General features: G+C 71.3%; 19 protein-coding genes. 8 read left to right on the top strand and 11 right to left on the bottom strand.

Annotated elements, in window-relative coordinates; genetic code table 11:
* Window positions 1-52: 52 nt before the first annotated feature.
* The 4 genes from ACF088_RS31395 to ACF088_RS31380 all read right to left on the bottom strand — a co-directional run bounded on the left by ACF088_RS31395 (window position 53) and on the right by ACF088_RS31380 (window position 4469).
* The gene (locus ACF088_RS31395) at window positions 53-880 is read right to left on the bottom strand and encodes a transporter substrate-binding domain-containing protein (RefSeq protein WP_392379271.1); all 828 of its coding nucleotides are present in this window, start codon (window positions 878-880) and stop codon (window positions 53-55) included.
* Window positions 881-1024: 144 nt separating this feature from the next.
* On the bottom strand, window positions 1025-1693 hold the full coding sequence (locus tag ACF088_RS31390) for a bifunctional 4-hydroxy-2-oxoglutarate aldolase/2-dehydro-3-deoxy-phosphogluconate aldolase (protein WP_392379270.1): 669 nt from the start codon (window positions 1691-1693) through the stop codon (window positions 1025-1027).
* Between the two features lie 599 nt (window positions 1694-2292).
* Window positions 2293-2742 carry a ribonuclease domain-containing protein gene (locus ACF088_RS31385; protein WP_392379269.1) on the bottom strand — a complete coding sequence of 150 codons (450 nt, stop codon included), beginning with the start codon at window positions 2740-2742 and terminating at the stop codon, window positions 2293-2295.
* A 314-nt stretch (window positions 2743-3056) separates the two neighbouring features.
* Window positions 3057-4469 carry an amino acid permease gene (locus ACF088_RS31380; protein WP_392379268.1) on the bottom strand — a complete coding sequence of 471 codons (1413 nt, stop codon included), beginning with the start codon at window positions 4467-4469 and terminating at the stop codon, window positions 3057-3059.
* Between the two features lie 304 nt (window positions 4470-4773).
* On the opposite strand from ACF088_RS31380, the gene ACF088_RS31375 reads away from it, so the two are divergent.
* The 4 genes from ACF088_RS31375 (at window position 4774) to ACF088_RS31360 (ending at window position 9363) form a co-directional block, all read left to right on the top strand.
* The gene (locus tag ACF088_RS31375; RefSeq protein WP_392379267.1) at window positions 4774-5400 is read left to right on the top strand and encodes a helix-turn-helix domain-containing protein; all 627 of its coding nucleotides are present in this window, start codon (window positions 4774-4776) and stop codon (window positions 5398-5400) included.
* A 37-nt stretch (window positions 5401-5437) separates the two neighbouring features.
* A complete protein-coding gene (locus ACF088_RS31370; RefSeq protein ID WP_392379266.1) occupies window positions 5438-5629 on the top strand; it encodes a DUF6126 family protein in 192 nt (63 codons plus the stop codon).
* Window positions 5630-5869: 240 nt separating this feature from the next.
* Window positions 5870-8557 carry a beta-N-acetylglucosaminidase domain-containing protein gene (locus ACF088_RS31365; RefSeq protein WP_392379265.1) on the top strand — a complete coding sequence of 896 codons (2688 nt, stop codon included), beginning with the start codon at window positions 5870-5872 and terminating at the stop codon, window positions 8555-8557.
* Between the two features lie 125 nt (window positions 8558-8682).
* Window positions 8683-9363 carry a transcriptional regulator gene (locus tag ACF088_RS31360; RefSeq protein WP_392379264.1) on the top strand — a complete coding sequence of 227 codons (681 nt, stop codon included), beginning with the start codon at window positions 8683-8685 and terminating at the stop codon, window positions 9361-9363.
* Between the two features lie 168 nt (window positions 9364-9531).
* On the opposite strand, the gene alc is transcribed toward ACF088_RS31360, so the two are convergent.
* The 4 genes from alc to ACF088_RS31340 all read right to left on the bottom strand — a co-directional run bounded on the left by alc (window position 9532) and on the right by ACF088_RS31340 (window position 14555).
* The gene (gene alc, locus ACF088_RS31355; RefSeq protein ID WP_392379263.1) at window positions 9532-10662 is read right to left on the bottom strand and encodes an allantoicase; all 1131 of its coding nucleotides are present in this window, start codon (window positions 10660-10662) and stop codon (window positions 9532-9534) included.
* Window positions 10659-12002 carry an allantoinase AllB gene (gene allB, locus ACF088_RS31350; RefSeq protein WP_392379262.1) on the bottom strand — a complete coding sequence of 448 codons (1344 nt, stop codon included), beginning with the start codon at window positions 12000-12002 and terminating at the stop codon, window positions 10659-10661. The genes alc and allB overlap by 4 nt, the downstream gene beginning before the upstream one ends.
* Before the next feature lie 168 nt (window positions 12003-12170).
* The gene (locus ACF088_RS31345; RefSeq protein ID WP_392379261.1) at window positions 12171-13718 is read right to left on the bottom strand and encodes an NCS1 family nucleobase:cation symporter-1; all 1548 of its coding nucleotides are present in this window, start codon (window positions 13716-13718) and stop codon (window positions 12171-12173) included.
* Between the two features lie 42 nt (window positions 13719-13760).
* Window positions 13761-14555 (bottom strand): aspartate/glutamate racemase family protein, encoded by a 795-nt coding sequence (locus tag ACF088_RS31340; protein WP_392379260.1) that lies wholly within the window; start codon window positions 14553-14555, stop codon window positions 13761-13763.
* A 268-nt stretch (window positions 14556-14823) separates the two neighbouring features.
* Between ACF088_RS31340 and ACF088_RS31335 the strand changes: the two genes are divergently transcribed.
* On the top strand, window positions 14824-15627 hold the full coding sequence (locus ACF088_RS31335; protein ID WP_392379259.1) for an IclR family transcriptional regulator: 804 nt from the start codon (window positions 14824-14826) through the stop codon (window positions 15625-15627).
* A 180-nt stretch (window positions 15628-15807) separates the two neighbouring features.
* On the opposite strand, the gene ACF088_RS31330 is transcribed toward ACF088_RS31335, so the two are convergent.
* Window positions 15808-16098 (bottom strand): DUF5955 family protein, encoded by a 291-nt coding sequence (locus ACF088_RS31330; RefSeq protein WP_392379338.1) that lies wholly within the window; start codon window positions 16096-16098, stop codon window positions 15808-15810.
* Between the two features lie 835 nt (window positions 16099-16933).
* On the opposite strand from ACF088_RS31330, the gene ACF088_RS31325 reads away from it, so the two are divergent.
* The 3 genes from ACF088_RS31325 (at window position 16934) to ACF088_RS31315 (ending at window position 20218) form a co-directional block, all read left to right on the top strand.
* Window positions 16934-17512, top strand: a complete 579-nt coding sequence (locus ACF088_RS31325) for an NTP transferase domain-containing protein (RefSeq protein WP_392379337.1) — start codon at window positions 16934-16936, stop codon at window positions 17510-17512.
* A 308-nt stretch (window positions 17513-17820) separates the two neighbouring features.
* On the top strand, window positions 17821-19449 hold the full coding sequence (gene aceB, locus ACF088_RS31320) for a malate synthase A (protein WP_392379258.1): 1629 nt from the start codon (window positions 17821-17823) through the stop codon (window positions 19447-19449).
* Between the two features lie 214 nt (window positions 19450-19663).
* Window positions 19664-20218, top strand: coding sequence for a TetR/AcrR family transcriptional regulator (locus ACF088_RS31315; RefSeq protein ID WP_392379257.1), 555 nt, complete (start codon window positions 19664-19666; stop codon window positions 20216-20218).
* A gap of 172 nt (window positions 20219-20390) precedes the next feature.
* Here the strand turns inward: ACF088_RS31315 and ACF088_RS31310 are convergent, their stop codons facing one another.
* Together ACF088_RS31310 and ACF088_RS31305 are read right to left on the bottom strand one after the other, a co-directional pair.
* Window positions 20391-21887 (bottom strand): nucleobase:cation symporter-2 family protein, encoded by a 1497-nt coding sequence (locus ACF088_RS31310; RefSeq protein ID WP_392379256.1) that lies wholly within the window; start codon window positions 21885-21887, stop codon window positions 20391-20393.
* Window positions 21888-22196: 309 nt separating this feature from the next.
* Entirely contained in the window at window positions 22197-23597 is a 1401-nt protein-coding gene (locus tag ACF088_RS31305) for an 8-oxoguanine deaminase (protein ID WP_392379255.1), read from the bottom strand.
* Between the last annotated feature and the right edge of the window lie 131 nt (window positions 23598-23728).

Genomic DNA, 23728 nt, shown 5'->3' with positions numbered 1-23728 from the left:
ATATGAGAGCCAACTCTCCACAACGGCAGGTACCCATGGGTGCGCTGCTTCATCACCTCATCCAGGCATCCTCGTACTTGCGGTAGGTCCCGTCATGGGTGGCCAGGTGCACCCACTGGTCCACGTACGCCTTGAACTCGTTGTCGCCGCGGGGCAGGGCGTAGGCCTTCTCGGAGAAGGAGAAGGGCTTGTCCGGGTGGAGCGAGCAGAGTTCGGGGTGGATCCTGGCCTGGTAGCGGGTCTCGCTCGCGTCGGTCATCATCACATCCGCGCGGCCCGCGATGATCTCGTCGAAGATCGTGGTGTTGTCCGGGTGGACCGTGAGGGTGGCCTGCCGGAGATGGGCGCGGGCGAATTCCTCATTGGTGCCACCGGGGTTGACGATGACCTTGGTTCCGGGCCGGTCGATCTCTTGCAGGGTCTGGTACTTGTCCTTGTCCGCGCAGCGCACGAGGGGCGTCTTGCCGTCGGTGCGGGTGGGCTCGCTGAAGTAGACGGAGCGAGCGCGCGGGAGGGTGACCGAGACACCGCCCATGGCGATGTCACAGCGGCCGGCCGACAGGTCGCCGACGAGCTCGGCCCAGGTCGTGGCCACGTAACGGGGTGTGGCGTCAAGGCTCTTGGCGAGATCCCCGGCCATGGCGATGTCCACACCGCTGTAGGTGCCGGTCGTGGGGTCGAGGTGGCTGAAGGGGCGGTAGTCGCCGGTGGTGCAGACCCGCAGCACACCGCGCCGGGGGATGGCATCGAGGGCCGAGGCCTTCCTGCCGACTGCGGGTGTGGCACCCCCTCCTCCGGTCGGGGCGGCCGACACCGCCGGGGCGGCGGCAGTGACGGCGAGCAGACAAGCCAGGGCGGAGAGGGTGACGGCGCGCTTCATAAGGGCTCCTGTGACTCCTGGACGCAGCGGCGTGATCGCATGATCGAAGCGCTCAGGGTGGCAGAGCCCGTGGTTCAGGTGAACCCCTCGACCGGCCGGTGGGACGGCCGGAGGGCAGGCGCGGGGGGGGGAGCCGAGGGCCCGTCAGTCCTCGTAAAGGTTCGCCGTACCCCTGGTCGTCGAACGGTCGGGGGCTGCTTCGTCCAAGCGGTTGAGGAGGTCGGCGGCGCGCTTGGCGACGGTGTCACGGTCGCCCTCGGAGAGCGCCGTTCCCATGCCGACCGCGACCGCCCCCGCCGCGATCCACTCCGGCGCGCTGTCGACCGTCACCCCGCCCGTCGGCAGCAGCGGCACCTGCGGCAGTGCGGCACGGACCTCCGCCAGCCAGGCCGGGTCGTGCCCCGAGGCGGGGAACAGCTTGAGCGCGTCCGCGCCGAGTTCGAGCGCGCGGACCATCTCGGTCGGCGTCGACACCCCGGGGAAGACCGGGATGCCATAGCGGTGGCCGGTACGGATGACCTCGGCGTCGAGGCTCGGCGAGACCAGATAGCGGGCACCCGCGTCGACCGCCATCCGGGCCGATACCGCGTCAAGGACCGTGCCCGCGCCGATGACGGCGTCGTCGCCCAGCTCGCGGGTGAGAGTCGTGACCGCCTCCAGGGCGAAGGGGGTGGTGAGGGATATCTCCAGGCTGGTGATGCCCGCCGACAGCAGGGTGTCGGCCGTGGCGCTCGCCTCGTCATAGGTTCTGCTCCGGACGATGGCGAAAACCCGCTGCGCCAGTGCGGCCCGGGTGATCTCCCAGCGATACACGGCAGTTCGCCGTCCTTCCTTGTCTCCGACGCCTTGTGCCGGCTCACCATGCCCCACGGTGAATACGGCACTTTCCGGGGCGTGCCCCAGCAGCCGACCCCACATGGTCTTTTTCCGCTGATGCCCGCCCGCTCCTCGTTTCTGCCGAAACGCTACCGGGAACCACTGACAATCCTCTCTCGGGGGTGCGCCCTGTGCGCCCCTTCTGCCAAGAATGGGGAGAAGAGGGAGGTGGGAGGGGGCGCACGGCGTGGGCACACGGGACGGGGCGCACGGCATGGGCGCACGGGGTGGACACGCAGCACCCGCGGACAGCACGACGGCGGCCGGGGTGCATACACACCCCGGCCGCCGTCGTGCTGGAGGTGGCGGACCCTGACCGGGCCCGCCACCCCACTGTTCCGCTCTTCGGCTGTTCCGCTGTTTCGCAGTTCGCCTGTTGCGCTGTGGCGTGCTGCTCTGCTGCCCCTCGTGCGGGCGGCCGCTCGACCTCTCGACCTCTCGGCCTTTCGGTCTGCCGGCCTGGCGTTCCGTCAACCCGCCGGACGCTCAGCCCGACGGCATCTCAAGCCGGCCGCATCGCCACCCGCCGCAGGCCGTCAGCAGCCGCGATCGACGAGATCGAAGGTCTTGTAGTGGTCGGCGGTGTAGTAGTCCTCGTCCTTCTTCTCGCCGGCCACGATGCGTCGCGCACCGCGGTCGGGCGAGCCCGGCGTGACAACGGTGAACTCGTGGTAGTAGTCCGAGCTCTGGGACGGCAGGATGCCCTCCCGGTTGTCGAAGACCGTCCCGTCCTTGGGGTAGGGGTAGGGCCCACCCTTGGCGATCAGATCGAGGGTGTCGTGGGCCTGCGAGGGCAGCTTGGAGTAGCAGGTCTTGCCGACGTCCTTGACGTGTACGGACGTGGCGTGCGCCGCGGTGGCGTACGAGGTGGCCGGGTGGGTCGTGGCAACGGCAGGCGTGGCGGCGACCGCGGTCCCGCCGATGAGAAGGGCCGAAGCGAGGGCGCCGACGGCGCCGAACTTGGTGATCCGTGGGGGGATTCTCATGCCACCAGAATGACGCGCGTAGACATGATCCTGTCAATCCCAACGGGCGGAAGTTTTCCGGGAGTTCACAACACCACGCCCACCAACTGCCCCAATTCTCCCCATACTGCTCCCCCGTCCCACCGCTGAGACGGGGAGGGGCGCCTCCGCCGCCCAGAGGACTCGACGGCGCCCCATCGGCGACTCTCCGGTGCCCCATCAGGGACCCTCCGAGGTGTCCATCGGGACCCTGAGGTGCCCACCGAGGTGCCCACCGAGGCGCCCACCGAGGCGCCCCCGGGGACCCTCCGAACTCCCCGGCCGTGTCGCCCGGCTCAGGCGCTGACGGCGGCCTGCCGGTCGCGGCGCTGCTTGAGGTGGCCCGCACCTGCCAGCGCGGCGGCCACGACGGCCGTTCCGGCGAGCTGCTGCCGGCCGTCCGCACTGGCGGCCATGACGGCGAAGACACCCAGGATGGCGGCCAACGCCAGCCAGGTCAGATAGGGGAAGGCCCACATCCGCACCGAGAGCAGCTCGGGCGCCTCGCGCTCCAGGCGGCGGCGCATCTTCAGCTGAGTGAGGCCGACGATGGACCAGACGACCAGCACCGAGCAGCCGGCGATATTGAGCAGCCAGGCGAACACCGTGGTCGGCCAGACGATCCCGGCGATCACGGCGGCGAAGCCGAACACACAGGACGCCAGCACCGCCGCGGCCGGCACACCCCTGGTGACCCTGGCCAGGAAACGCGGCCCCTGGCCCCGGCGGACGAGGGAGTACGCCATGCGCGACGAGCCGTAGATGTTGGCGTTCATCGCGGAGAGCAGCGCCACCAGCACCACGATCTGCATGATCGTGCCGGCGGCCGGAATGCCGAGCCTGTCGAGCACGGTGACGTACGGGCCGTCCGTGGCGACCTTCGGGTTGTTCCACGGCACCAGGGTGACCACCACGGCCATCGAGCCGATGTAGAACACGGCGATACGCCAGACGGCGGTGCGGACGGCACGGGCCACGTTCCGGCTCGGGTTATCGGACTCCGCCGCCGCGATGGTGACGGTCTCCAGACCGGCGAACCCGGAGATGGTGGTCAGCAGCCCGGCGGCGAGCCCGGCGGCGCCGGTCGGGAAGAAGCCGCCGTGGCCGGTGAGATGGCTGGTGCCGGGCGCGCTGCCGAACACCCCGAGAATGCCGAGCAGGCCCAGCACCAGAAAGGCGACGATGGCGGTGACCTTGACGGCGGAGAACCAGAACTCGAACTCGCCGAAGTTCTTGACCGCGGTGAGGTTGCTGGCGCAGAAGAACACCATGAAGATCGCCACCCAGCCGTAGGCAGGGATGAACGACACCCAGGTGTGCATGATCGTGCCCGCCGCGGTGGCCTCCGCGGCCACTCCGGCGCAGAGCATCAGCCAGTACATCCAGCCCGAGGTGGACCCTGCCCAGGAGCCGAGTTCTTCCTCGGCATGCACCGAGAACGAGCCGGTGGAAGGCCGGGCCGCGGACATCTCGCCGAGCATCCGCATGATCAGCATGACCAGCGCGCCGGTACCCGCGAAGAGGAGGACGATGGCCGGCCCGGCCGCGGCGATGCCGACCCCGGAGCCGACGAAGAGCCCCGCGCCGATGACCCCGCCGAGCGCGATCATCGACAGATGGCGCTGTTTGAGGCCGTGCGACAACACGGACTCGCCGTTCTGCACGGCCTGCGGGGAGCCCTGGGGCGACGGGGTGATGGTCCGGCTCATGGTCGTGCCTGTTCATTGGTCGAGACGTACGGTGAGCCAGACGAGTGTGAAGAGACGCGTGCGCGTATGAGGTGAACGCCCGCCATTCGGACCCTTCCTTCACCTGTGGTGAAGGCGCCATCACGCAAAGGCAGTGGTCCGCTGGGCAGGATTCCGGGCTTGGGGCGGCGGTGTCGGCCCACGACATCACCGAAGGACGGGTGTTGGGGCGGGTGGCGGCCGGGTGGCCGAAAGCAGGCGCCAGCGCCTTTGCCTCTCAGGCAAATCTTTTGCCTGAGAGGTGAAGGATCGCTATACCAGGGGTATGACCGAGCTTCCCGACGAGCCTGTCGGCGCTCCGCCGGGGGACTTGTCCACCGTCGCACCGCGCCTTCGTGACCTGCGCAGACGCAGTGGCCTCACGCTGGAGACCGCGGCCCGGCTGGTGGGACTCTCGCCCGCGCATCTGTCGCGGCTGGAGACCCGGCAGCGGCAGCCGTCGCTGCCGGTGCTGCTGGCGCTGGCCCGTACCTACGGCACCACGGTATCCGACCTGCTCGGCGAGACCGCGCCGGAGCGGGACCCCGTCCTGCGCGCGGACCGTACGGAGCCGTCGGAGGTCGGCGGCTGGACGTATTGGACCGTGGGCGGAGCCGGGCGGGCCATGCAGGCGCTGCGGGTCCATGTGCCGCAGCGGACGCAGGGCGATCTGGTGCGGGTGCATCCGGGCGAGGAGTGGCTGTACGTCCTTCAGGGGCGGCTGCGGCTGACGCTCGGCGCGGCGGTGCATGTGCTGGACCCGGGGGACGCTGCGCACTTCGACTCGCTCACGCCACACCGAATCTCCGCCGCCTCACAGGGCGGGACCGAGCTGTTGTTCGTCCACACACTGTTGCAGAGCGGTGCCGCCGAGTGGTGCCTCGGCGACGACGCGAGGCGCCGCGGGCTGTGAGCCCTGGGCGCCGTTCTTGACGGAAGGACCGCACGTCGTGCCTGATCAGACCATTCCTGCCGCCCCTCCCCCATCGGAGCCGCTGCCCGGGACGGCGCCCGCCGCTCGGACGTACAAGGAGCAAAAACCGCCGCGCGGGCTGTATGTGCGGGTGTTCATCTACGTGGTGGCGACGCATGTGCTGTTGGCGTTCATGAGCTTCTTGGTGATCGTCGCCAAGTCACGGTGACACGGCGCAGGGCTGCGCCGGGCTTGGCGCGGACGTTGCCGGGTGCGGCGCCGTGTCGCCTGCGGCGGGCGGGGTCCGCTGCGCGGGGCCGTGGGTGCGGTGGCGGGCCCCCGGTGCGACAACGTCCATCTCTTCGGTTCGAAAGTCCATTGCCACGGTGCGGTGGGCAGGTGAAGCCTGCTGGCGCGAAGGCTCGCACGACTCGTCCCTGCACCTCGCCGCACCGAGGAGGACCGAAGGATGCACCGTACGCGCACCGCGGCGGCCACCGCATTGGCCGCGGCCTTGGCTGTGATCCCGCTGACGGGCATGGCCGGGCCGCCGGGCACCGGCGGGAAAGCGGGGGATGACGGCCCCCGGGACCGCCCCGGAGTAGCCGGTTCCCCTCTCCTCTCCCCCACGCCCCGGTCCGTCCGGAGCCGGTCCGACCAGGTCACCATCACCCGCTCCGTGACCGTCGTCGCCGGGCCGGACACCGATGCCCCGGCACTGGCCGTCGTCGAGAAATCGCTCAAGGACGCCGGTGCGGACCGGGTCGTACGGGCCGAAAAGGCCCCGCACGGCGGGCAGTTGGCGGTGTATGTGGACGGTGCGGGCGCCTCGCGGGCGTTGCAGGCGCTGGGGGCGCGGGGGCCGGACGGGCTGCCTGCCGAGGGCTATGCGCTGGCCGTCGGCGGGGGCCGGATCGCGTTGTCCGGCAAGGACGCCACCGGTACGTATTACGCCGCGCAGTCGCTGCGGCAGTTGCTGCCCCACCGGGAGCGGCCGGGCGCGCGGGTGCAGGGCACCGCTGTACGGGACTGGCCGGCCACCCCGCTGCGGGGTGTCATCGAGGGCTTCTACGGAACCCCTTGGTCGCACCAGGCCCGGCTCGACCAGCTCGACTTCTACGGCGAGCACAAGATGAACATCTATGTCTACTCGCCCAAGGACGACCCCTATTTGCGGGAGAAGTGGCGTGACCCGTACCCCGCAGGGCAGCTCGCGCAGCTCAAGGAGCTGGTGGACCGGGCGCACCAGCGGCATGTGGAGTTCACCTATGCGCTCTCCCCGGGGCTGTCCGTCTGCTACAGCTCCGATGCGGATCTCCGGGCGCTGACCGCCAAGTTCCAGACGCTGTGGGACATCGGTGTGCGGACCTTCGCGGTGCCGCTGGACGACATCAGTTACACGGACTGGAACTGTGCGGCGGACAAGGACGCGTTCGGGACCGGCGGCGGGGCGGCGGGGGCGGCCCAGGCCCAGCTGCTCAATCGCGTCCAGCAGGAGTTCATCGCCGAGCATCCGGGCGCCGAGCCGCTGCAGATGGTGCCGACCGAGTACTACGACGTGAAGCCGTCGCCGTACAAGAAGGCGCTGGCCGCCAAGCTGGACGGGAATGTGCTGGTCGAGTGGACGGGCGTGGGGGTGATTGCGCCGACGATGACCGTCGCCCAGGCGCGGCAGGCCCAAGAGGTGTTCGGGCACCCGATCCTGACGTGGGACAACTACCCGGTCAATGACTATGTGACCAACCGGTTGCTGCTCGGGCCGTTCAACGGCCGGGAGAAGGGGCTGCCGGAGCAGCTGGCGGGGATCACCGCGAACCCGATGATCCAGCCTGCCGCGTCCAAGCTCGCGCTGTACACCGTGGCCGACTACGCGTGGAACGACACGGCGTATGACGCCCGTGCCTCCTGGGGCGCGGCGATCGCGGAGCTGGCCGGTGGCGACGCCCGTACGGCGCGGGCGCTGCGTGCCTTCGCCGACGCCCACTACGGCTCGTCGCTCAATCCGCAGCAGGCGCCCGAACTCGCCGCCGCCATCGCGGCGTTCGGCAAGGACGGCGATGCCCGGCGGCTGGACGGCGTTCTGCGGAACCTGCGGGACGCACCGGCGGTGCTGCGGGACCGGCTCGCCGACCGGGGGTTCGTCAAGGACAGCGGGCCCTGGCTGGATGCCACGCAGGCCTGGGGCGTCGCGGCGCGTACCGCCCTTCAGCTGATCGAGGCGACCAAGGCGGGGGACGGCGGGAGGGCCTGGCAACTGCGGCAGCGGATCCCGGAGTTGGTGAAGACCGCCAGCTCGTTCGTGTACGTGGACATGTCGGGGAAGAGGGTTCCGGTGCTGGTGGCGGACGGGGTACTGGACACCTTCGTCGAGGACGCGGTGGCCGCGCACGACGAGGCACTGGGCGTCGCCGGCCGTCCGAAGGGGGCGACGGATCTGTCGGCCTACCAGGACAACGCGGTTTCCCGGATGACCGATGGTGATGACGCCACCTGCTTCTGGAGCGGCGCCGGGCCCAAGGCCGGCTCCTTCGTGGAGCTGGATCTGCATGCGGAGCGTCCGCTGGGCACCGTACGGCTGGCGATGGGCAAGAGCGGCAGCCCGGACGACTATCTGCGGCACGGCGTCCTGGAGTACTCGTCGGACCACAAGAACTGGCACCCGCTGGCCTCGTTCGACGGGAAGGCCGAGGTCAGTGCCGATCCGCCGGCCGGGACCAAGGCCCGGTACGTCCGCGCACGGGCCACTGCGGCGCAGGACAACTGGCTGGTGGTGCGGGAGTTCTCGGTGGCCGGAGCCGATGCGGCAACGGTGGCCGGCGGCCCGCCCGCGGCGGCGGGCAGCACGCTGCGGTCGGCGGGGGACGGTGACCCGGCGAGCGCTTATCACGCGGCGCGGGCGGCGCACTCCGGTGAGGCCCTGGAGTTCACGCCCGACGTGCCCCGCACGGCACGGTCCGTCACCGTCCTGCGGCCGCAGGGCGCACCCGCCGGGGCGGCGAAGGTCGAGGTCCGTACCGGCGGTGCCTGGCGCACGCTCGGCACACTGTCCGGGGCCTATACGCGGCTGCCGGCCGGCGACGGCGCGATCGGAGCGGTACGCCTGGCCTGGCGGGACGGGACGGCGGCGCCCGAGGTCAATGAGGTGGTACTGCGCTGAGGGGGGCCGAGGGGCTGAAGGGAACCACCTTTTCCTGACGGGCCGCGTCATCGGGCCGTCGGTCTGCGCCGTGCGCCCTACTCTGAGGCTCTGGCCGCCACCCTCGCCCCGGAGGAGACCGTCCCATGGCCCGACCCGCGCCCGATGCCCCTCGTCCGACCGCGGCCGCCGTGCTCGATGACGCGGTCCGTTCCCTCGCCCCGGACACCGATGCCAACCGGCTGGTCTCGCGGATCGAGGCGGGGGCGGCGCCACGCTCCGTGTTCGCCACCTTCGCCCTCGAACAGCATCATGTGATCGGCGCCGACCGGCTCAGCTTCCAGCATCTGGCGCGGCGGGCGGACGGCGACCCGCCCGTGGCCGACTTCTTCGACCTGCTCGCCCAGGGCGAGGCGCTGGCCATGAAGCAGCTGGCCGGGCTGGCGGAGGCATGTGAGCTGAGCGAGCGGCAGATCGCGGAGTACCAGCCGCGCCCCGGCTGCCAGGCCTACCCCTCCTATGCGGCGCGGCTCGCCCTCGGCGGCGAGCCCGCCGATGTGGCGATCGCGCTGACCGCCAACTTCGCGGCGTGGGGCGGCTATTGCGCGGTCGTCGAGGCCGCGATGCGGGAGCACTACGCCTTCCCCGAGGAGGCCTGTGCCTTCTTCGGCTTCTTCGCCGGGCCGGCACCGGCCGTCGACGAGAAGGCGCGCGGGGCAGTGCAGCACGGTCTCGACACCGGCCAGGCGCGGCCGGCCACGGCGCACCGCTACGGCCGCCTCCTCCAGGCGTATGAACTCATGTTCTGGAACTCCGTCGCCGAGTGATCCGGTCTGCGGCCGTCGGTATCGATCGGGGTGCGGGCCCTCGTGGCCGCGCGGCAGGCGCAGGGCGTCGGCGGCACTTGCGCGCCGGCGGAGGGTCAGGGCGGGCCGCGGCACTCCCGTCCTGGCAGGGGGCCCGGGCGGGCGGGGGCCATGGCGGCCGTGCCGCGGTCAGCCGTTCAGTGCGTCGTGGCGGGCGCCGAGCCGGCGCGCGCCCTCCTCGGTGAGTGAGCCGTGCAGACGCAGCCGGGCGATGCCGCCGTCCGGAAAGACGTCGAGCCGGACATGGGTGGCGGGCGGTGCGCCGGTCGGCAGGAAGCGGTGGACGGTGTCGGGCTGCAGGCGGGTGCGCGGCAGCAGTTCGGTCCAGTCGCCGCGCTCGCCGTCGCGTCCGGACAGGGCTGCCCAGCCTGCGGAGTTGCCCTTGAGGCAGCCGGTATCGATCTCCACCGCGCGGATCACGGACTGCTCGGTGAGGCGGTAGCGGACCCAGTCGTTGCCGGTGCCGCGGCGGCGCCGGGTCTCCCAGCCGTCGTCCATCCTGCGGGAGCGGCCCGGCTGGATGGTGTGGAGGGGCGAGGAGTAGAAGCGGTCCGAGGCGTCCTCGACCCGGCCGCCGTTCTCCAGCGCGACGACGTCGAAGGTGCCCAGTGCGGCCAGCCAGCCGGGCGCGGGGACGACCTCGCCGTGAACGCGGAGGCGGGCGACCCCGCCGTCGGGGTGCTGGTTGAGGCGCAGATGGGTGAAGCGGCGGGCGGTGTCGACGGCGAAGCCGTTGGCGGCGTGCCCGCCGATGGCGGTGCGCGGCACGAGCGTCGTCCACACGGTGTCGTCGGCGAGGAGTTCGGCCGGCGACGGGGAGCCCTCGGCACGGGTCCCCTCGACGCTGACGGCCTGCGGGTGGTTGCCGCGGAAATGGGCGGTGTCGACGATGATGCCGTGGATCACGCCGGGCGCGCCGAGCCGGATCAGCGCCCAGTCGTGGTCCTCGTCCGCCGGGAACGGGTGCGCGGCGTCGGTACCGCGCCGTCTACGGGTCTCCCAGCCGTCCATGATCTTGCCCTTGTGGCCGAAGGCCCCCGGATCGAAGTGGGCGGGCCCGGGACGGAGGAGGTTCTCCCGCTCGGCGAAGAACTCGTCATTGGCGGCGAGCACTCCCGCGCCCAGCCGCCGGTCGGCGAGGTCGGGGAGGTGGGTGAAGGCGAAGCCGGCGGGGCCGGGGGTGCGGTAGTCGGCGTAGGGATCGCCGCCTGCGTACGGGCGTGCGTCGCCGGTATAGCGGGGCGGGCCGGTGGCGGTCACGGGCGGTGCGGCCGTTCGAGCAGCTCGCCGGTGGGTGCGGCGAGGGTGGCGCCGTCGTGGATCTCCCGGCCGCGCAGCCAGGTGGACCGTACGACGCCGTGCAGGGTCTTCCCGGCGTATGCGGTGATCTTGTTGCGGTGCTGGAGGGCCTGCGGGTCGACGGTGAAGGTCTCCTCGGGGGCGAGCACCGCGAAGTCCGCGTCCCGGCCGGGCTCGATGGCGCCCTTGTGGCCGAGGCCGGCCAGCGCCGCCGGTGCGGTGGCCATCCAGCGCACGACGTCATCGAGGGTGTGACCGCGCTCGCGGGCCTCGGTCCAGATGGCGGGCAGGCCGAGCTGGAGGGAGGAGATGCCGCCCCAGGCCGCGCCGAAGTCGGCGGTCTTGAGGTCGGCGGTGGAGGGCGAGTGGTCGGAGACGATGCAGTCCAGGGTGCCGTCGGCCAGTCCCTCCCACAGTGCGTCCTGGTTGGCGGCCTCGCGGATCGGCGGGCAGCACTTGAACTCCGTTGCGCCGTCCGGGATTTCCTCGGCGGTCAGGGTGAGGAAGTGCGGGCAGGACTCGACGGTGATCCTGACGCCCTCGCGTTTGGCGGCGGCGATCAACGGCAGCGCATCGCTGGAGGACAGATGCAGGACGTGCACCCGCGCATCGAGCCGTCGGGCGAGCGCGATCAGCCCGGCGATGGCGTCGTTCTCGCAGGCGCGGGGGCGGGAGGCGAGGAAGTCGGCGTACTTCGGGCCGTGCGGCTGGGGGGCCGCGCCCAGGTGGCCCGGGTCCTCGGCGTGCACGATCAGCAGACCGCCGAATCCCGCGATCTCGCCGAGGGCGGCGGCCAGTTGCTCCTGGTCGAGTTCGGGGAACTCGTCCACGCCGGAGGGGGAGAGAAAGCATTTGAAGCCGAAGACACCGGCATCGTGCAGCGGACGCAGCTCCTTGACGTTGCCGGGGACGGCACCGCCCCAGAAGCCGACGTCGACATGGGCCTTGCTGCGGGCGACCGCGCGCTTGGTGTCGAGGTGGGCGGCGGTGGTGGTGGGCGGGAGGCTGTTGAGCGGCATGTCCAGGAGGGTGGTGACACCGCCGGCCGCGGCCGCGCGGGTGGCGGTCCAAAAGCCCTCCCACTCGGTGCGGCCGGGGTCGTTGACGTGGACGTGGGTGTCGACGAGGCCGGGCAGCAGGACGTGGTCGCCGAAGTCCCGGACCCGCGCCCCGGCCGGAGCCTCGGCGTCGTGCGGCAGCACCGCGGTGATCGTGCCGCCCGCGACGGTGACGGACGCGGCGCGCGTCCCCTGCGGGGTGACGACGCGTGTGGAGCGCAGCACCAGCTCTGTTTCGGACACCCGGTCCCCTTCTCGTTTCTGTCTTCATCGTTGCGTGCGGGGGTGCGGGGCGCACGGCCGCCGAGGAGGCCGTGGCGTCCGGAACACGAAGGCACGCAGGAACGACATACGGGAATGCCACATATTCAACAATCTGTTGAACGAGTCTTCACTCCGGACCGCGGCCCGTCAAGACCCCTCGACCGGCACCGGCGAAGCGAGCGGCCCGGCCTCCTCCGACGCCGCGGGTTCCTCCGCCACCACGGCCCCGACCTGCGACGGGATGATCCCGTCCGGGAGCGGGACGGCGCCGGCCGCGGCGCGCTCACGGCGGGAGAGCAGGGCGTAGAGCGCCCCGGCGAGTCCCATTCCGAAGATCCAGGAGAACGGTGCGACCACCGCGAAGGCCGGGACCAGGGCGAGCGCGGCACAGACCGCGGCGGCCGGCAGAAAGGCGGCCACGGCCTTCGGGTTGTAGCCCCTGCGGTAGAAGTACGCGCCCCGGGCGTCGGCCGAGAACAGTGCATCGACGTCGATCCGGCCGCGGCGCACCAGGTGGTAGTCGACGAGCAGAATCGCCACCAGGGGACCGAGGAAGGCACCCAGCGCCCCCAGGAAGTACTGGATCACCAGCGCCGAGGAGTAGAGCTTCCAGGGCATGACGACGATCGCCAGCACCGCGGTGATCATGCCGCCGCGCTTGAAGTTCAGGTACTTCGGCGCGAGGTTGGCGAAGTCGTAGGCGGGCGAGACGAAATTGGCGACGACATTGATGCCGATGGTGGCGACGATGAAGGCCAGCGCGCCGATGACCGTGACCACCGGATTGTCGATCTTCTGGATCACCTTCACCGGGTCGTAGATCGCCTCGCCGAAGACCGAGATCGTGCCCGCGGTGACGAGGACGGCGACCACGGCGAAGGCGGTGAAGTTCACCGGCAGCCCGATCAGGTTGCCGCGCCGGTAGGAGCGGTGGTCGGGCGTGAAGCGGGCGAAGTCGGCGTAGTTGAGGACCAGCGTCAGGAAGGTGGCGACGGTCAGGCTGACCGCGATCAGGCTCTGCTCGGCCTGCGCGGAACCGCTGAGGCCGGTGAGGCTGCGGGTCAGCGAGATGTCACCGCCGGCCTTGACGACCAGGTACACCGCGAGCGCGAGGACGACGAGCCAGACCACCGGGCCGGTCGCGAAGTCCTGGACCTTGCGGATGAACTCCATCCCCCGGGTCAGCAGGACGGCCTGCAGCCCCCACATCACCAGGAACGCGATCCAGCCCAGGGTGGACAGGCCCAGTACCGAGTTGTGGTGGTAGGCGTCCAGGCCCGGCGCGAGCTGCAGCGTCAGCAGGACCACGGCGGTGGAGGCCAGCCAGGTCTGGATGCCGTACCAGGCCACGGCCATGATCGCGCGCAGCAGGGCGGGGATGTTGGCGCCGTAGACGCCCCAGCTGGCGCGGGCGAGCACCGGATAGGGGACGCCGGTCCGGTGCCCGGCGTGCCCCATCCGGTTCATCAGCCAGTGGACGATCGTGATGCCGGCCAGCAGCGCCACGAACACCTCCCAGGCGGGCAGGCCCAGCACGAACAGGCTGGAGGCGAAGGCGTAGTTGCTGATCGCGTGGGTGTCGGACATCCACAGCGCGAAGATGCTGTACGTGCCCCAGGTGCGCTCGGGGGCCGGCGCGAGGTCCCCGTTGAAGAGGCGTGGGTCCGGCTGCGGGGGCTTCGGGGGTGTGGTCACGTGTCCTCCCAGGCAGGTCGGGTGGAGCTTAGGGGCCAGTTGTCAGATGCCTGATGTCTGTGCGGAAAATTCGGTGTTACGGGGTGAGTCCCGAGCGCGCTCCGGGGACGGCCGCAGATGCACGCTCAGCGGCCAGGAGCCGATGGCCTTGGGGCGGGGCGGCGCGAAGCTGCGTCCCGCGCTGGTGGTCAGCCCGAGACCGACGACAGCCTCCGCGAACTTCACCGCGGCGGCAACCCCGTCGACCACGGGAATGCCGAGCGCCGCCGCGACCCTCTCCTGGAGCCCGGCCATCCCGCCGCAGCCCAGGCAGATCACCTCGGCGCCCGCCCGGACCGCCTCGCGGGCGGTCTCGATGATCACTTCGACGGTCCGCTCCGGGTCCTCCTCCAGCTCCAGGACGCCGAGTCCGGTGCCGCGCACCGCGGCGCAGCGCTGCAGCAGCCCGGCGGTCAGCAGCCGGTCCCGGATCTGCGGTACGGCACGGTCGAGGGTGGTGACGATGCCGTAGGCATGGCCGAGCATCATCGCCATCTGGGCGGCGCTCTCGGTGATGTCCAGGACGGGTACGTCCAGCAGCTCCTGGGCGCCCTCCCGGCCCGGCTCGCCGAATCCGGCCATGACCAGCGCGTCGAAGGGCGTAGCGAAGGTGGCGAGCCGGTCCAGAACGGCCGCGGCGCTGAGATAGCCCTCGAAGTGACCCTCGATCGACTCCGGTCCCCACAGGGGCTGGGTCGCGATGATCTCGGTACCCGGGGCGGCGGCCGCGGTGGCGGTGACGCGGATCGCGGCGGTCATGGAAGCCGTGGTGTTCGGGTTCATGACGAGAAGGCGCATGACTCTCCAACGATTTGGAGGATTCCACAGAATGGACAGTAGATTTCGCGCAGCAGAACGTAGCTATGGCCCCTGGCGCCGTCAAGGGTTCCCGGCCAGGAGCTTGCCGGTCGGCCCGCACCGTGAGACAAAGAGGGCCTGACCGGCGGGAACGAGTGTGCGAGAGACCGTGTGCGCACGTAACGGGACCGGTAGGCTTCTCCGGTCGGGCCCGGCGCCCGCCAGCACCGGCCGAGACCGATCCGACCCGCCCCGAAAGGAACGCGACGTGCCGTCGTCCAGCGCCAGCACCTCCGCCGCCGAAGCCAAGCCCGCAGGCGCCAGCGGCGGCGTCCAGTCCCTTGAGCGCGCCTTCGACCTGCTGGAGCGGATGGCCGACGCCGGCGGCGAGGTGGGCCTGAGCGAGCTCTCCGGCAGCAGCGGGCTGCCGCTGCCCACCATCCACCGCCTGATGCGCACGCTCGTCGCCTGCGGCTACGTCCGGCAGCAGCCCAACCGCCGCTATGCCCTCGGCCCGCGCCTGATCCGGCTCGGCGAGAGCTCCTCGCGGCTGCTGGGCACCTGGGCCCGGCCGTTCCTGGCCCGCCTGGTCGAGGAGACCGGCGAGACCGCCAACATGGCGCTGCTCGACGGCGACGAGATCGTCTATGTCGCCCAGGTGCCCTCGCGGCACGCGGTACGGATGTTCACCGAGGTCGGCCGTCGGGTGCTGCCGCACTCCACCGGCGTCGGCAAGGCCCTGCTGGCCCACCACGCCCCGGAAGAGGTCCGTGCACTGCTCGGCCGTACGGGCATGCCGGCCGCGACCGAGAAGACCATCACCGACCCGGACCGCTTCCTGGAAGCACTCGCCGATGTCCGCCGCCTGGGCTATGCGGTCGACGACAACGAGCAGGAGATCGGCGTCCGCTGCCTCGCGGTGCCGGTGCCCAACTCCCCCACCTCGGCGGCGATCTCCATCTCCGGCCCGACCGGACGGGTGACCGAGGCCTCGACGGACGAGATCGTCCCGGTGCTGCAGGACGTCGCGGCACAGCTGTCGGTGGCGCTGGCGAATCAGACGCCGGCGTAGGCGCAGCAGGCACCGACGCAGGCGCAGGCGCAGGCGCAACAGATGCCCTCGTAGGGCCTCATGCCGGGGGCGGGAAGCGACGTGCGGGCGGGAAGCGACGCGCGGCGGCCCGTTCCGGGCACGGCGCCGGCACACCGCGGCCCGTCCCCGGCTCGGCGCTCGCGGTCATCGGGCACCCGGTCACCGGGTGCGCGGCAGCTCGCCGAAGCGGTCGATCCCCTCACGCACCTCCGTGAGCGCGGGCGACAGTGCACTCACCGATCCGACCGCCCCGGCGATCAGCAGGAGCGAACGGCGCAGCCGGGGCACCTCCGGCAGCCCGTGGCTCACCATCGCGTCCAGCGCGGCCAGCTCGTCATCGGCTGCCACCCGATCCGGTAATTCGCCCGGAAGTACTGCCAGTTGCCGACGCAGCCGGGCCACTGCCCCGCGTAGTTCCTGGACACGTGGGTCGCCCTCGACCCCGGTCACTCGCCTGTCCCTCTGCAGCTGTTCCACAACGACGGCGTCCTCCAAGGCCGTTGCCCGTTCCGCAATGCGGGACAGTTAACGCCACTCTGCGCTGATCGCGCCACACGGAGAGCGAAAAAACCCGATCACCGAGCGGAAGCGGCCCGGAACGGCCGGGTACGACCGGGAACGGCCGCGCAACGCAGTACCCCATATCGGCCTGATGATGCGTCAGCACATGCGTTCACCTCGCCACCCTTTGGTGTGGGTACGCGCGATCCGAAGCGTATGCCGCAGCACGATGGAGCATTCTCCCTTTCAAGGAAATATCCGGCATATCACTGGATCGGAGAATGCCATGGAGTCCCACTCCGGCCCCGACGCCGGCTCGAACCGTCGTCGCGTCAGCGTGGTGCAACTCATCTGCCGCGCGTACGGCCTTTCCGATGCATCGGAGATCACGATGGAGCACATATACCGTTACGTCGCCGAGCATCGGCGCGCGGAGGAACGCAGGCCCCACCTGCGCGACCGATTGCGGCCGGGCATCCCCCGTCCGCGAGCCTCCGGTGACGCGGCCTGATCCCGCGGACGGCACCAACGGGCCAGGGAGACCGGGCGCCATGAGGCACGCAGCCCCCTGAGGTGAGCAGCCTCCACGAGGCGAGCGACCCCCACGAGGCGAGCGACCCCCACGAGGCGAGCGACCCCCATGAGGTAAGCAGTCCCCATGAGGTAAGCAGTCCCCATGACGCCGAGGACGCCCGGACAGCCGGGAGAACCGCAAGGACAGTCACCACACGCCCGGCCCGGCGCCGATCAGGGGCCACGGAACGCCGGGCGGCCCGAGGGGAGGGTGGCCGGCCTGCTGCTCGCCGCGGGCGGCGGACGACGCCTGGGGGGACGGCCCAAGGCCCTGCTCGACCACCGGGGACGGCCACTGGTCGAGCACGCCGCACGGGCGCTGCGGGACGGCGGCTGCCACCCCGTGCACATCGTGCTGGGGGCGGCCGCCGGTTCCGTACGGGAACGGGCCGATCTCTCGGCGTACGGCATCTCGGAAAACCCGGACTGGGCCCAGGGTATGGGCTCCTCGCTCCGGGTGGGCCTCGCCGCGCTGGCCGGTTCGGGGGCGGATGCGGTGGTGGTGTCGCTGGTGGACCAGCCGGGCATCGGCGCCGCTGCGGTGGCGCGGGTGGTGGCGGCGTACGAGGGCGGCGCCTCGCTCGCCTCCGCGGCCTACGACGGCCGCCGGGGGCATCCGGTCCTCTTCGGCGCCGACCGCTGGCCGGAGATCGCCGCCGGCGCGACGGGAGATCGCGGTGCGCGCGCCTACCTCCAGGAGCATGCGGACGCGCTCACCCTCGTCGAGTGCTCCGACATCGCCGAGGCCTACGACATCGACACGCCGGAGGATCTCCACCGCCTGCAGTGACCGGCCCGCAGCGGACACCCACGCCCTTCGCCAACTCCCGTGCGGGGAACGGGAGTAGGTGCACGGACGGGAGTAATGGAGAGTGACCGGCATGGCACCGAGAGCCATTGGATCACCGCTTGTGTCGACTCTGAGAATCTCGACATCAACAAACCATTGAAGTTCCGCGATAAGGAAACTAGTCTCCACTGGTCAGAAGCGCCCTGAACCCTGACGGCGCCCGCGACCGCATCCCGGAGCCCGCGGCACCCCGTGCCGCCCGGTGTTCCGGAGGCCGCCAGGCACCGCCGCTGAATGGAGTGACACTCATGTCCGCACCAGCGCCGTCCCCGCTGGCCATCGTCGACGTCGACCCCGCTCACGCCCCCGAACGGCAGGGCGAGGTCCTCACCGACGCCGCGCTCGCCTTCGTCGCCGAGCTGCACCGCCGGTTCACCCCGCGCCGCGACGAGCTGCTCGTCCGCCGCGCCGGGCGCCGTGCGGAGATCGCCCGGACCAGCACGCTGGACTTCCTCCCGCAGACCGCGGAGATCCGCGCGGACGACAGCTGGAAGGTGGCCGAGGCGCCCGCCGCGCTCAACGACCGCCGGGTGGAGATCACCGGCCCCACCGACCGCAAGATGACCATCAACGCGCTCAACTCGGGCGCCAAGGTCTGGCTCGCCGACTTCGAGGACGCCTCCGCCCCGACCTGGGAGAACGTCGTCTCCGGTCAGCTCAACCTGATCGACGCCTACGAGCGCCGGATCGACTTCACCGACGCCGCCTCCGGGAAGTCGTACGCCCTGCGGCCCGCCGAGGAGCTCGCCACCGTCGTGATGCGCCCGCGCGGGTGGCATCTGGACGAGCGCCACCTCCAGTTCGAGGGCCGGCCGGTGCCCGGCGCGCTGGTCGACTTCGGCCTCTACTTCTTCCACAACGCCCAGCGCCTGCTGGACCTGGGCAAGGGGCCGTACTTCTACCTGCCGAAGACCGAGTCGCACCTGGAGGCCCGCCTCTGGAACGAGATCTTCGTCTTCGCGCAGGACTACGTCGGCATCCCCCAGGGCACCGTGCGCGCCACCGTCCTGATCGAAACCATCACGGCCGCGTACGAGATGGAGGAGATCCTCTACGAGCTGCGCGACCACGCCTCGGGGCTGAACGCCGGCCGCTGGGACTACCTCTTCTCCATCGTCAAGAACTTCCGTGACGGCGGCGCCAAGTTCGTCCTCCCGGACCGCAACGCCGTCACGATGACCGCCCCGTTCATGCGTGCCTACACCGAACTCCTCGTCCGCACCTGCCACAAGCGCGGTGCGCACGCGATCGGCGGCATGGCGGCCTTCATCCCCAACCGCCGCGACCCCGAGGCCAACGAGCAGGCCCTCGCCAAGGTCAAGAACGACAAGGACCGCGAGGCCGGCGACGGCTTCGACGGCTCCTGGGTCGCCCACCCCGACCTGGTGCCGGTCGCCCGCGCCTGCTTCGACGCGGTCCTCGGCGACAAGCCGCACCAGAAGGACCGTCTGCGCGAGGACGTCGACGTCCGGGCCGCGGAGCTGATCGCGATCGACACCCTGGACGCCAAGCCCACTTACCAGGGCCTGATCGACGCGGTCCAGGTCGGCACCCGTTATATCGAGGCCTGGCTGCGCGGTCTGGGCGCCGTCGCCATCTTCGGCCTCATGGAGGACGCCGCCACCGCCGAGATCTCCCGCTCCCAGATCTGGCAGTGGGTCGACGCGGGGGTCGTCTTCGAGAACGGCGAGAAGGCCACCGCGGAGCTGGTGCGCACGGTCGCCGCGGAGCAACTGGCCGCCATCCGCGCGGAGGTCGGCGAGGACGCCTTCGCCTCCGGCACCTGGCAGCAGGCCCACGACCTGCTGCTCCGGGTCGCCCTGGACGAGAACTACACGGAATTCCTGACGCTGCCCGCGTACGAGCTGCTGGGCTGAGGCCTTCGCCCGTAGCGCCCGAGGGGCCGGTGGGTACCACCGCGGTGGTACGCACCGGCCCCTCGCCGTCACGGGGCACCCCCGGTGGACCGGTAGGTCGCGGCGTACTCGGCCGGGAAGGCCGCCTCCGCGATCAGCACGCCGCGGAGCCGGCCTATAGTGGCTCGACACTACAAACGTAGTAGGAAGCAATGCGGCACGAAGGGCGCTCAGGGTGGCACGACGGCGGGAGCAGGTGCTGGAAGCGGGCATCCAGGTCCTGGGCAGCGCGGGGGCGCGGGGGCTGACCTACCAGGCCGTGGATGCCGCGGCAGGGGTCCCGTCGGGCACCACCTCCAACTACTTCCGCAACCGGACGGCCCTGATCGACGGCATCGTCGACCACCTCCAGGTCCTGGAGCACCGCGACTGGGAGGCCTTCGCCACGGCCGCCGACCCGGCCGACGCCGGTGAACTCGCCGATGCCGTCACCCGGTTCCTCAGATACGCGACCGGCCCCGAGCGGGCCAGGACCGCCGCCCGCTTCGCGCTCTACCTGGAATCCTGGGCCCGCCCCGAGCTCCGCCCCGCTCTCACCCGCGGCCGCGAGACGGTCGTCGACTGGGGAGCGGAGTGGCTGCGGCGCATCGGCTCGCCGACGCCGCGGCGGCACTGCGCGATCCTCTGCGACTACATGGACGGCGTCGCCTTCCGCCAACTCGCCTTCCCCGACGAGGACTTCGACCCGGGCCCGGGCCTCCGCGAGCTGCTGGGCGGACTGCTGGACTGAAGGACCCACGGGCCGGGCCCGGGTACGGGCACACCTTCGGCGCCCGGCTGGTCCCGCCAACGGCACAGTGGGCAGGGGACGACGCCTCACACGGACGGCCCGCGGAACGCCCAACGGCCCCTAGGCGAGCCGCGGATGCCGCTCCCTACGGGGCCGTCGCCCGTGCCCGGCGTCAGCGGGCGGTCGCCGCCGCGGGCTCTCCGGCGTCGCCCGCCGCGGCGGGGGCAGGCCGCTGCGCGATCCCCGGATCGCCCGGGTCGGCGTAGGCCTTATCCGCCTCCGCATCCGCCTTCGCCTCCGCATCCGCGTCCCCCTCCGCGTCCCCCTCCGCCGTCTTCCTGCCGAAGTGGTTGAAGGCGAGGTTGAGGACGATGGCCACCAGACAGCCGGTACTGATACCGGAGTCCAGGACGACCAGCAGGTCCTTGGGGAGGTGGTGGTAGAAGTCCGGTGCGGCGATCGGGATCAGGCCGATGCCGACGGCGGCCGCGACGATCAGGGCGTTGTCCCCCTTCTCCATCGCGGCGGAGGCCAGGGTCTGGATGCCGCTGGCGGCCACCGAGCCGAAGAGCACGATGCCGGCGCCGCCGAGGACCGGCAGCGGGACCAGCGAGATGACCGAGGCGGCCACGGGACACAGGCCCAGCACGATCAGGATCAGACCGCTGGTGGCCACGACGAAGCGGCTGCGCACCTTGGTCATCGCGACCAGGCCGATGTTCTGCGCGAAGGCGCTGTTGGCGAACCCGTTGAACAGCGGGCTGAGGGCCGTGCCGAGGGTGTCGGCGCGCAGTCCGCCCTCGATGGTGCGCTCGTCCGCCGGGCGGTCGACGATCCTGCCGAGGGCGAGCATGTCGGCCGTCGACTCGGTCATACAGACCAGCATCACGATGCACATGGAGACGATCGCGGCGATGTCGAACTGCGGGGCGCCGAAGTGGAAGGGCGTCGGGAAGCCGATCAGGGACGCCTGGGTGATCGCGGAGAAGTGGGTGATGCCGACGGGTATCGCGATCAGGGTGCCGGCGATCAGGCCGAGCAGGATCGCGATCTGCTGGAGGAAGCCGTGCAGCACCCGGCGCAGCACCAGGACGATCAGGAAGGTCAGCGCGGCCATCCCGATGTTCGTGAGCGAACCGTAGTCCGGGGCCCGGTCGTTGCCGCCCTGGGACCAGTTGAAGGCCACCGGCAGCAGCGAGACGCCGATCAGGGTGATGACGGTGCCGGTGACCACCGGCGGGAAGAACCGTACGAGCTTGGAGAAGTAGGGGGCGAGGAGGAATCCCAGCACACCGGCGACGATCACCGCGCCGAAGATGATCGGCAGCGCATTGCCGGGGCTCTGGGCCTTGCCGATGGCCACCATCGGGGTGACACCGGCGAACGAGACCCCGTTGACGAAGGGCAGCTTGGCGCCGACCTTCCAGAAACCCAGCGTCTGCAGCAGCGTCGCGATGCCCGCGGTGAAGAGGCTGGCGCCCATCAGGAACGCGGTCTCGGTGGCGCTCAGCCCGCAGGCCGGCCCCACGATCATCGGCGGGGCCACCACTCCCGCGTACATCGCGGCCACATGCTGGAGGCCGCTGGTGAACATCTTGACGGGCGGGAGGGTCTGGTCGACCGGATGCTTCCGGTCCCCCTCCGGCTTCTGCCCGGTAACTGCGGCCACTGCGGGCCTCCTTCGTTTTCTGCATCGCCGGGACCGGCGAGGCGAGGCTGTCACGGAGGGCTTGCCATGTGGTGCGTGGTGCAAGAAGTTGCCTGGTGAGCGCTGCTGCGACACTCCGCGCTGGTGGCGCGTGGACGGTGGTGGGGCCGGCCGGCCCGGGGGTGGGAGCCGACCGGCCCGGGGGTACGAGAAGATCCCGCACCCCCGGGTCCGGCGCTTGCGGACCCCGCTCGGATCCACAAGCCCGGCCGGGAGCCGTCCCTCCCGGCCGAGTTCAGGGGTGGCGTCGGCCGCGGCCGCGCCGAGGGGTCAGCCCTCGGCGGCGATCCGGGCCAGACGCTGTGCCTCGGCCCGCGCGGTGCGGGCGATGGCGTCCTCGTCGACGTTGCTGAGGTGGTCGTCCTCGACGACCGGCCGGCCGCCCACGAGGGAGAGGGTGACCGGTGCGGCCGGGCCGAAGACCAGGGCGGTGACCGGGTCGGCGATGGAGGAGTGGCCGAGGCCGTCCAGCTTCCACAGCACCAGGTCGGCGAGCTTGCCGGCCTCCAGCGAACCGATCTCCGCGCTCCGGCCGAGGACCTGCGCACCGCCGTAGGTGCCCAGCCGCAGCGCCTTGCGGGCGCTCAGGGCGGCTTCCTTGTGGGCGCCGAGGCGGTTGATCAGCAGGGCGTTGCGCAGCTCGGTGTGGAGTTCGCCGGACTCGTTGGAGGCGGTGCCGTCGACGCCGAGACCCACCGGGACGCCGGCCGCGAGCATGTCGGGGACGCGGGCGATCCCGGCCGCGAGGCGGGCGTTGGAGGAGGGGCAGTGCGCGACGCCGGTGCCGGTGCGGGCGAAGGCGGCGATGTCGGAGTCGTTCATGTGGACGCAGTGCGCCATCCACACGTCGTCGCCGAGCCAGCCGGTGGACTCGAAGTAGTCGGTCGGGCCCATGCCGAACAGCTCGTGGCAGAACTTCTCCTCCTCCACGGTCTCCGAGCCGTGGGTGTGCATCCGTACGCCCTTGCGGCGGGCCAACTGGGCGCCCTCCCGCATGAGTTCGGTGGAGACGGAGAACGGCGAGCAGGGCGCGGCGGCGATCTGCACCATCGAGCCGAAGGAGGCGTCGTGGTGGGTGTCGATGGCCTCCTCGGTCGCCAGCAGAGCGCCCTCGGTGGTCTCGACGGCGAAGTCCGGGGGCAGGCCGCCGTCCTTCTCGCTGCGGTCCATGGAGCCGCGGGCGAGGGTGATCCGGGCGCCGATCTCGGCGGCGGCCGCGAGCTCCGCGCCGACCAGGTCGCCGGAGCCCCGGGGGAAGACGTAGTGGTGGTCGGAGGCGGTGGTGACGCCGCCCTTGACCATCATGCCGAGCGAGCCCTGGGTGGCCGCGGCGAGCATCGGGGCGTCGATCCGGGCCCAGGTCGGGTAGAGCGCGACCAGCCAGTTGAACAGGTTGTGGTCGGTGGCGAGGCCCCGGGTGAGCCACTGGTAGAAGTGGTGGTGGGTGTTGATCAGGCCGGGGGTGACCAGGTGTCCGGTGCCGTCGATCCGGCGGACGACGTGCGCCAGGCCTTCGGGGGCCCGGCCCGCGCCGACCGACTCGATGATGTTCCCGGCGACGACGACATGACCGGTGGCGTACGCGGTGTCGTGGGCGTCGACCGTCGCGATGGCGCAGTTCTCGATGACGAGGCGCTCGATCGCGCCGTCAGGGGATGCCGAGGCAGCCATGGTGCTCCTACTTTCGATTCCGGCGGTGGGCACGGCATGGCCCTACGGGATTTGAGTGCCGGAGCCGGGCGAGGCGGCTGACGGTGCCGCTGTCCGTGGGGTGCTCCGGGTGCCGAGAGGAGGGAAGAACA

Source organism: Streptomyces sp. NPDC015125, assembly GCF_043080045.1.
In the GTDB taxonomy this organism is placed as follows: domain Bacteria; phylum Actinomycetota; class Actinomycetes; order Streptomycetales; family Streptomycetaceae; genus Streptomyces.
The sequence above is the reverse complement of the archived record's forward strand: the minus strand, read 5'-3'. Positions and strand labels throughout refer to the sequence as shown.